This window comes from Pseudomonas sp. UBA2684, from assembly GCA_002354655.1.
In the GTDB taxonomy this organism is placed as follows: Bacteria; Pseudomonadota; Gammaproteobacteria; order Pseudomonadales; family Pseudomonadaceae; genus Aquipseudomonas.
The window spans coordinates 1-7,888 of the sequence record DELY01000032.1 but is presented as its reverse complement, the minus strand read 5'-3'; the positions used below and the strand labels follow the sequence as shown (position 1 = coordinate 7,888).

The following is a 7,888-nucleotide window of genomic DNA, read 5'->3' as shown; positions in this document are numbered from 1 at the left end:
TCGCGAATAAATTCGCTCTACAAGGCAGTCATGGGTTTTCCTGGCTCGTCATCAACGGGCCTTATTTTTCAGCAATTAAATTGCATACAATTTAATTGCTCGCTATGGTTGTCGGCACTTTCACTCGATCAAGGCGATCAGCATGAGCAACGCACTCTTCGATATCCCAGTGACTACCATCAAGGGCGAGCAGAAAACCCTGGCCGACTTCGGCGGCAAAGCCGTGCTGGTGGTCAATACCGCCAGTAAGTGTGGTTTCACTCCGCAGTACAAAGGCCTGGAAAGCCTGTGGCAGCAGTACAAGGATCAGGGCTTGGTGGTGCTGGGCTTCCCGTGTAACCAGTTCGGCAAGCAGGAACCGGGCAACGAAGGGGCGATTTCCGAGTTCTGCGAACTGAATTTTGGCGTGAGCTTCCCACTGTTCAAAAAGGTCGATGTCAATGGCGCTGCTGCCCATCCGCTGTTCGTCAACCTGAAGAAACGTGCACCGGGCTTGCTCGGTAGTCAGGGCGTGAAGTGGAACTTCACCAAGTTTCTGATCAGCGCCGATGGCCAGCAGATCAAGCGTTTCGCGCCGACCACCAAGCCCGAAGACCTGACTGCCGAGATCGAAGCATTGCTCAAATGAGTCAAGCATCCTTCGCGTCGGACGCCGCGCTGCACTTGGACAACCAGTTGTGTTTCAAGCTGTATGCCGCTTCGCGGGCGGTGATTCGCGCCTATAAGCCGATGCTCGATCAGTTGCACCTGACCTACCCGCAGTACCTGGTGATGCTGGTGCTTTGGGAGTGGCAGAGCGCACCGCCCGCACAGCCCACGGTGAAAGCCTTGGGCGAGCGTTTGCTGCTCGATTCCGGCACCCTGACGCCCTTGCTCAAGCGCTTGCAGCAAATGGGCTTGCTGCAGCGTCAGCGCTCGCTGATGGACGAGCGCGAGGTGCATCTGGCGTTGACGGTGGCAGGCAGTGCATTGCGCGAGCAGGTGCTGCCGCTGAAAAACCAACTGCTCTGCGAGCATGCTGTCGATCTGGACGAGTTGGCCGAGCTGCGCGGGCATGTGGGCCAACTACTCGAACGCTTTATGGCGTTGCGCTAATCGGCAGCCATTGGTCGAGCAGGGCGGCGAGCTCTTCGCAGCGGAAGGGTTTGGCCAGGTAATCGTTCATACCGGCGGCGCGGCAGCGCTCGCGTTCGTCCGGCAAGGCGTTGGCGGTCAAGGCGATGATCGGCAGTTCCGAGCTGCGTCCGCTCTGGCGGATGCGTCGACTGGCCTCGTAACCGTCCATCACCGGCATATTGCAGTCCATCAGCACCAGATCGACGTCGTGCAGCTCAAGCTGGCTCAAGGCTTCGCCGCCATGGTTGGCCAGGAGCACCTCGCAGCCGAGTTTGCCCAACATGCCTTTGGCCACCAGTTGGTTGACCGGGTTGTCCTCCACCAGCAGAACCCGTGCCTGACGTGGAATGCGTTGCTCGGCAGGGTTGCTCGTAGCGCCGCTGTCCATTTGCAGCTTCAGGCCGCGGCGCAGGGCTTGCAGCAAGGCCTGGCGCGACAGTGGCCGGGGCAATTGCTCCAGCGGCGCCAGGGTCTGCATTTGCTCGGCGTTGAGGAAGTTACCATAAGCGCTGACCAGCAGAATCGGTACGCCGCTGGCCGGGCGCAGGCCGAGTAGACACTCCGGGCAATCGCTGATCAGCAGGTCGGCCGCGACGCCCAGCAGGCTGGCATCGGTATCCAGACGCCGATAGTCCAGGCCCCAGATAGGCAGCAGGTTGTCGAGCAGTTCGCTCAGGCCGGACTGCGCGGAGCTCAGGGCAACCACGCGTCCGCTCAATGTCGGTAGGGGGGCTGCGGGGCTGTGGCTAGGCAATGGCAGTTCGGCGCAAAACTGGCTGCCGAAGCCCTCTCGGGATTGCAGGCTGAGTTGGCCGTGCATGGCTTCGCACAGGCGACGGGTCAGCGCCAGGCCCAGACCAGTGCCGCCAAACTGCCGGGCGATGCCGGCGCCAGCTTGGGCAAAGGGCTGGAATATACGCGCCTGGGCTTCTTCGGCGATGCCGATGCCCGTATCGCGTACGGCGATCAGCACACCGTTCGAGTGGGGGCTGACGCGAATGTCGACGCGGCCGAAGCGGGTGAATTTCAAGGCGTTGGACAGCAGGTTGCTGACGATCTGGCGCACCCGAGTCGGATCGCCGAGCAGTTGCGCTGGCAGGTGTGGATCGACCAGGCAGGTCAGTTCGACGCTGGCGGCGGCGTTCTGCGAGAGCAGGTTGGCGGTGTCTTCGACCAGGGCGCCGAGGTCGAACGGGATTTTCTCCAGTTCGAGTTGCCCTGCCTCGAATTTCGACAGGTCGAGAATGTCGTTGAGCAACTCCACCAACACCTTGCCGGAGTCGTGGGCAATCGACAGTTGCTGGCGCTGTTCGCTGTTCAGCGGCCCGTCCAGCGACAGCGCGAGCATGCCCAGTAGGCCGTTCAATGGCGTGCGGATCTCATGGCTCATGTTGGCCAGGAACGCTGAGCGGGCCTGGGCCATTTCCAGGGCAATGCGCCGGGCCTGTTCCAGTTCATGGTTGGAGTCGATCAGGCGTGCGTTAGTGGCTTCCAGTTCGGCGGTGCGCGCCGAGACGATATTTTCCAGCTCGCTCAGGTATTGGGTCAGGCGATCTTCCGCTTCGCGGCGTTGTTCGATTTCAGTGGCGATGCTGGAGAGTTGCTGGTTGGTGACATCGACCAGAATGCCGATTTCATCGCGCTCATGGCCCGGCGGGCAGGGCAATTGGCTGCGGTTGGGGCTGCGTAAATCACGTGCGCTGAGGGCGCGGATTACCTCGACCAACGGTTTGGTCAGCATGAAATAGAACAGCACCAGGAGAATCAGCGAGAGCAGCAGGCTGCGGGCAAAACCGGCCAGCATGGTGAGCATGGCGCGGCGGAGGAAGTGGCTGCCGAATGCGTAGGTGTCGACCTCCAGGCGCAGCAGGCCGAGGGCTTCCTGCGGCGAGTGGCTGACGAACAACGGCGTTTCGAACTGGCGGCGCTCGCCGAAGAGAAAATCGCTGAACAAGCGATAGCGGCTTTCGCTGGGTGGCCGCGCGACGCTGGCCAGGGTCATGTTGCTATTGTCGATAATCTGCGCGCTGATCACCGCAGGCGAGCGCAGCAGCCCCAGCACCAGTTCCTGGGCCAGTTCGGCGTCGATGTTGTAGGCGATGCGGGCGGCTGGATTGTGGCTGATCTCCATCAGGGCGCGAATCTCGCGGTTGATGGAGGCGTCTTCGCTGGCATAATCGATGCCCACTTGCATCAAGCTGAGCGCAGTGCCGAGGATAAACGCCACCAATACGGTCAAACCGGCCTGTTTGAACGACAGGCGTTGGGTGAGCGATATATCCATAAGTACGGGGCTGTCTCGTGTCCGTTCGCCTGCCAAGCATAGCCCATCTGTTTCGTCTGTCGGCAGGGGCGATTGGTCGGTTTCACCAGCCAGGAGCACGTCGTGGATTCCCATTTGAATGCTTTTTTACAGCGCGCCGAGAGCGTACTTACCCGCCTCGAACCGCTATTGCCCGCTCCGCGCTGTGCCGTTGACTGGCAACAGAGCCTGGCGGCTCGCTGGCACCGCGAGGGGCGTGGCGGTTTTCTGCAGCCATTGACCATCACCCTCGATTTGCACCTGAGTGATTTGATCGGCGTGGATACCCAGCGCGAACAGTTGGCGCGCAATACCCGTCAGTTCGTGCAGGGCTTGCCGGCCAACCATGCATTGCTCTGGGGTGCCCGTGGCACGGGCAAGTCGTCGCTGGTCCGTGCCTTGCTGGCGGAGCACGCCACGGCCGGGTTGCGGCTGATCGAGATCGAGCGCGATCACCTGGCCGATCTGCCGCGTGTGGTCGAGTTGCTGGTCAAGCTGCCGCAACGTTTTGTGCTGTTTTGCGATGACCTGTCGTTCGAGGCGGGTGAGGGCGACTACCGCGTGCTGAAGAGCGTGCTGGACGGCTCGCTGGAGCGCGCGCCGGAAAATGTGTTGCTCTATGCCACCTCCAATCGTCGCCATTTGCTGCCTGAGAAGCACAGCGATAACCAGAACTGGCAGATGATCGACGGTGAGTTGCACCCGAACGAGGCGGTTGAAGACAAGATCGCCTTGTCCGACCGCTTTGGTCTGTGGCTGTCGTTTTACCCGTTTACCCAGGAACATTTCCTCGATGTGGTGCGCCACTGGATCGACGTGCAGGCGGCACAAGCCGGGTTGCACTGGCAGTGGAGCGAGGAGCTGGAAAAGGCCGCAATCCGCTGGGCGCTGGGGCGCGGTAACCGCAACGGCCGCTGTGCCTATCAGTTCGCGCGTCAGTGGGTCGGCGTGCAACTGTTGGAGAGCCCGACATGATCGATGTGCAACAGGCGGGTGTTGGCCTGCAGGGTTACGCACTGTTGGCGGCGCAGTTGCAGGCGTTGTTGGCCGATGAGCGCGACTGTATCGCCAATGCCGCGCAGTTTTCCGCGTTTCTGTATCAGGAGTTGAGCGACCTCAACTGGGCCGGTTTCTACTTCGCGCGTGGCGAGGAGCTGGTGCTGGGGCCGTTTCAGGGCAAGGTGGCCTGCGTGCGTATCCCCTTCGCTCGGGGTGTGTGCGGCGCGGCGGCGGCCACCCGGCAAACGCAGCGAGTCGAGGATGTGCATGCGTTCGCTGGGCATATCGCTTGCGACAGCGCCTCGAATAGCGAGTTGGTGGTGCCCTTGCTGAAAGACGGTCGGCTGATTGGTGTGCTGGACTTGGATAGCCCGCTGCTGGGGCGTTTCAGCGCGGCCGATCAGGCCGGAATCGAGCAGTTGGCAGCGATTTTTCTACGCTTGAGCGACTGTTGAACATCGACCTGAACCGCCCCGTTCAGGTCGCTAAGTCAAGGAACTAGGGCTTGGCGTTCATTTTGGCGAGTGTTTTCTGTTCGCCAGGCAGTATGGCCTGCAAGGCCGGGCGCGCTTTCATGCGTTGGTAGAGTCCGGCCAGATTTGGCCAGCGTTGTGCGTCCAGTTGTTCGTCACCGTGTTCCATGTTCACCATCTGGCTGGCGAACGCCAGATCGGCGAGGGTCAGGCTGTCGCCAACGAAATACTCGGCGTTACCCAGGGTGTTTTCCAGGTAATCAAAGTGGGGCGGCAGTTTCTCTGTCAGCGCGGTTTGCACGGCGCTTTCATCGCACGGTTGGCCCATGCTCGGTTTCAGTGCGCGGTTGCGAAATACGGTAAAGGTGCTCAGCGGCGCCAGTTCATAGTCGGCATATTTCTCCAGCCAGCGTACGCGGGCCCGCTGTTCGGCAGTGCGGCCAAGCAATGGAGAGAGTTCCGGGTGTTTGTCTTCCAGGTATTGGCAGATCACGCTGGAGTCGGCGAGGCTGAAATCATCGTCTTTCATCGCCGGAATACGCCCCAGGGGATTGAGCGCTTGGTACCAGGCCGGCTGGCCGAAGGGCAGAATGATTTCCAGTTGATAGTCCAGACCTTTTTCAGCCAGGAACAGGCGTACTTTACGCACGAAGGGAGAGAGCGGAGCGCCGTAAACAGTCAGGCTCATCGGATGTCCTCGTCTGATAGGGAATGCGCAGATGCCAAGAGCGGGCGGGTTCAGTCGTAAATGTTCTTCTTCTTCCAGTCGTCATCGCCTTCCAGGGATTTCAGGCCTTCCGTTAGCTCGCTGGAGGCATCGGTTACCGGCTTGCCCATATCTACCAGAAGGGCGTTAGCCTGGGCGAGCTGACGCTCCAATGTGTTGAGTGCGCTTTGGTAGTGGCTGGGGTCGGGCTGTTTGCGCAGGTATTGCACGCCGCGCTCGAAGGCCAGTCGCGCCTGCCCCGGCTGATTGTTTTGCAACGCCTGTTGGCCGAGGTTACCGAAGAATTCGATGTGCAGTTGCACCAGCATGTGGCGAATATGTTTGACCCAGTGTTTGGCTTCGTTGGCCGACAGAACCGCGTCCTGGGCGCAACGGGTGATCTGGCCGTGCAGGTTTTCCAGTTGGAAGCGCACTTCCTTGGCTTTGACTTCGGTGAGAATAGGCTGCGGTGGGTTGCGTACTGGAATCGATTCGCCCTGGGCGATCAGCTTGCGCAACTCTTCGATACGCGCCTTGGTGCCAGTATGGCTTTTGTCCAATGGCAGCATACGCTCGCTGAAATGCAGTTGCAGGCGGCTGAGCAGGAGTTTCAATTCGGGCGTCATCAACTGCCCAGGCATGGAGTCGCAGATATCGCTCAGGCGGCGAATACGATCATTCAGGTCGGCCTTTAAGCGAGCCTTTTCCAGCTTGTTGTTTTCGACCATGTGATTGATGTAGGCAATCGCAATCAAAATGACGATACCACCGACAATCAGCAGAGTAATCACGAGCGGGGACATCGTTACAACCTCTCGAGTGCTGGTTTTTCGACCGAGTGTAGTGCCTTAGCTGCGGGGCTGGTAGAGCAGCCTCACATTCTGGTCTGAAGTCTTTGATTTTAAAAAAAAATTACAGAGAGGTTGACGATCCTTTCCAGGCTCCATAGAATGCGCGCCACTTCTGAAGCAATGCCTAGCGGCAAAGTAGAGGAAGCCGGAAAAGCGTGTCGTAAGTTCCGGGCTGCGTCCCCTTCGTCTAGTGGCCTAGGACACCGCCCTTTCACGGCGGTAACAGGGGTTCGAGTCCCCTAGGGGACGCCACTTTTTATAAGTGCGCTGTACATGCGGGAATAGCTCAGTTGGTAGAGCACGACCTTGCCAAGGTCGGGGTCGCGAGTTCGAGTCTCGTTTCCCGCTCCAGGTTTCAAAGCGTGGCCTTCGAGCGGCGCTGATATCGAACAGCAACCAGACTGTTCGTTGAAAAGTTCCAGGTCCCCTTCGTCTAGTGGCCTAGGACACCGCCCTTTCACGGCGGTAACAGGGGTTCGAGTCCCCTAGGGGACGCCATTTTGCTTCATGCAGTAAGTTGTAACGCGGGAATAGCTCAGTTGGTAGAGCACGACCTTGCCAAGGTCGGGGTCGCGAGTTCGAGTCTCGTTTCCCGCTCCAAATTATGATCTACAGACGTCCACCGAAGTCTGTAAGTAATTGAAAAAGGACCGAAAGGTCCTTTTTTCGTTCCAGTGAAATCCACTGGAAACCACCCCCAGCCAGGGCTTTTAAGTCCATTTTTAAGTCCATCTATAGGGGGGCGTGGTTTCCGGATTGTTGCTGGAGGAGCGTGGCCTGCGAGACAAGCATCTAGCCCTGACCCATGTTCAGGAGCTATACCATGGCACTCACAAACGTCGCTGTCCGGCAGGCCCGGGCGACTGGCAAAGACTATACCCTCGCTGACTTCGATGGCCTTTCCCTGGCGGTATCTGCCACGGGTGGCAAGTCCTGGCACTTCAGATATTACTGGGCTACCAAACAGAAACGGATGTCCCTGGGCACCTATCCAGAGGTCAGTCTCCGGGAGGCACGTGCGCTGCGCGATGAGGCCCGCGCCCTGGCGGCGAAATGCATCAATCCCAAGATCGATCGTAAGCAAAAACGTCGGGCTGTCCGTTTCTCGACGGAGAACAGCTTCAAGACGGTATATCTGCAGTGGCTTGGACACCGTAAGCTGGAACTCAAGGAAGGCAGGCAAAGCACTCTCTCGCAGATCCAGCGCATCTTCGACAAGGACGTGTTGCCGGCGCTGGGCTCCGTATCCATCTTCGATATTCGCCGTCCCGACTTGCTGGCCGTGCTCGCTCGCATCGAGCAGCGCAGGGCATTCACCACTGCGGAGAAAGTGCGCACCTGGTTCAGGCAGTTGTTCCGCTTTGCGATGGTGAAAATCGAAGGGTTGGAGAGCAACCCGGCGTCGGATCTGGATGTGGTGTGCGGATTCCACGCTGACTCG

General features: G+C 59.5%; 8 protein-coding genes and 4 tRNA genes. 9 read left to right on the top strand and 3 right to left on the bottom strand.

The annotated features are described in order from the left end of the window. Positions 1-142 precede the first annotated feature (142 nt). Positions 143-628 (top strand): glutathione peroxidase, encoded by a 486-nt coding sequence (locus B3M58_RS10660; RefSeq protein WP_296219000.1) that lies wholly within the window; start codon positions 143-145, stop codon positions 626-628. Further along, entirely contained in the window at positions 625-1,095 is a 471-nt protein-coding gene (locus B3M58_RS10655) for a MarR family winged helix-turn-helix transcriptional regulator (protein ID WP_296218998.1), read from the top strand. Before B3M58_RS10660 ends, B3M58_RS10655 begins: the two co-directional genes overlap by 4 nt. Here B3M58_RS10655 and B3M58_RS10650 read toward each other — a convergent pair. Beyond that, positions 1,079-3,400, bottom strand: a complete 2,322-nt coding sequence (locus tag B3M58_RS10650; protein ID WP_296218997.1) for a hybrid sensor histidine kinase/response regulator — start codon at positions 3,398-3,400, stop codon at positions 1,079-1,081. The genes B3M58_RS10655 and B3M58_RS10650 overlap by 17 nt on opposite strands. 102 nt (positions 3,401-3,502) lie before the next feature. On the opposite strand from B3M58_RS10650, the gene B3M58_RS10645 reads away from it, so the two are divergent. Further along, the gene (locus tag B3M58_RS10645; protein WP_296218995.1) at positions 3,503-4,393 is read left to right on the top strand and encodes an ATP-binding protein; all 891 of its coding nucleotides are present in this window, start codon (positions 3,503-3,505) and stop codon (positions 4,391-4,393) included. Next, the gene (locus tag B3M58_RS10640) at positions 4,390-4,872 is read left to right on the top strand and encodes a GAF domain-containing protein (protein ID WP_296218993.1); all 483 of its coding nucleotides are present in this window, start codon (positions 4,390-4,392) and stop codon (positions 4,870-4,872) included. Before B3M58_RS10645 ends, B3M58_RS10640 begins: the two co-directional genes overlap by 4 nt. A 43-nt stretch (positions 4,873-4,915) precedes the next feature. Here B3M58_RS10640 and B3M58_RS10635 read toward each other — a convergent pair whose 3' ends face one another. Together B3M58_RS10635 and B3M58_RS10630 are read right to left on the bottom strand one after the other, a co-directional pair. Next, positions 4,916-5,578, bottom strand: a complete 663-nt coding sequence (locus B3M58_RS10635; protein ID WP_296218992.1) for a glutathione S-transferase family protein — start codon at positions 5,576-5,578, stop codon at positions 4,916-4,918. A 50-nt stretch (positions 5,579-5,628) separates the two neighbouring features. Continuing rightward, positions 5,629-6,399, bottom strand: a complete 771-nt coding sequence (locus B3M58_RS10630) for a hypothetical protein (RefSeq protein ID WP_296218990.1) — start codon at positions 6,397-6,399, stop codon at positions 5,629-5,631. Positions 6,400-6,623: 224 nt separating this feature from the next. Between B3M58_RS10630 and B3M58_RS10625 the strand changes: the two genes are divergently transcribed. The 5 genes from B3M58_RS10625 to B3M58_RS10605 all read left to right on the top strand — a co-directional run. Next, positions 6,624-6,699, top strand: a tRNA-Glu gene (locus B3M58_RS10625). A 23-nt stretch (positions 6,700-6,722) separates the two neighbouring features. Beyond that, positions 6,723-6,798: transfer RNA gene (locus B3M58_RS10620), tRNA-Gly, on the top strand. A 71-nt stretch (positions 6,799-6,869) separates the two neighbouring features. After that, positions 6,870-6,945 (top strand) — tRNA-Glu (locus B3M58_RS10615). A 26-nt stretch (positions 6,946-6,971) separates the two neighbouring features. Continuing rightward, a tRNA-Gly gene (locus tag B3M58_RS10610) sits at positions 6,972-7,047 on the top strand. Between the two features lie 223 nt (positions 7,048-7,270). After that, on the top strand, positions 7,271-7,888 hold a 618-nt coding region (locus tag B3M58_RS10605), incomplete at its 3' end, for a tyrosine-type recombinase/integrase (protein ID WP_296218988.1).

Excerpts from the sequence above, each read along its gene's own strand:
- B3M58_RS10660 (WP_296219000.1), top strand. The coding sequence starts at position 143 with ATGAGCAACGCACTCTTCGATATCCCAGTGACTACCATCAAGGGCGAG.
- B3M58_RS10655 (WP_296218998.1), top strand. The coding sequence starts at position 625 with ATGAGTCAAGCATCCTTCGCGTCGGACGCCGCGCTGCACTTGGACAAC.
- B3M58_RS10650 (WP_296218997.1), bottom strand. The coding sequence starts at position 3,400 with ATGGATATATCGCTCACCCAACGCCTGTCGTTCAAACAGGCCGGTTTG.
- B3M58_RS10640 (WP_296218993.1), top strand. The coding sequence starts at position 4,390 with ATGATCGATGTGCAACAGGCGGGTGTTGGCCTGCAGGGTTACGCACTG.
- B3M58_RS10635 (WP_296218992.1), bottom strand. The coding sequence starts at position 5,578 with ATGAGCCTGACTGTTTACGGCGCTCCGCTCTCTCCCTTCGTGCGTAAA.
- B3M58_RS10630 (WP_296218990.1), bottom strand. The coding sequence starts at position 6,399 with ATGTCCCCGCTCGTGATTACTCTGCTGATTGTCGGTGGTATCGTCATT.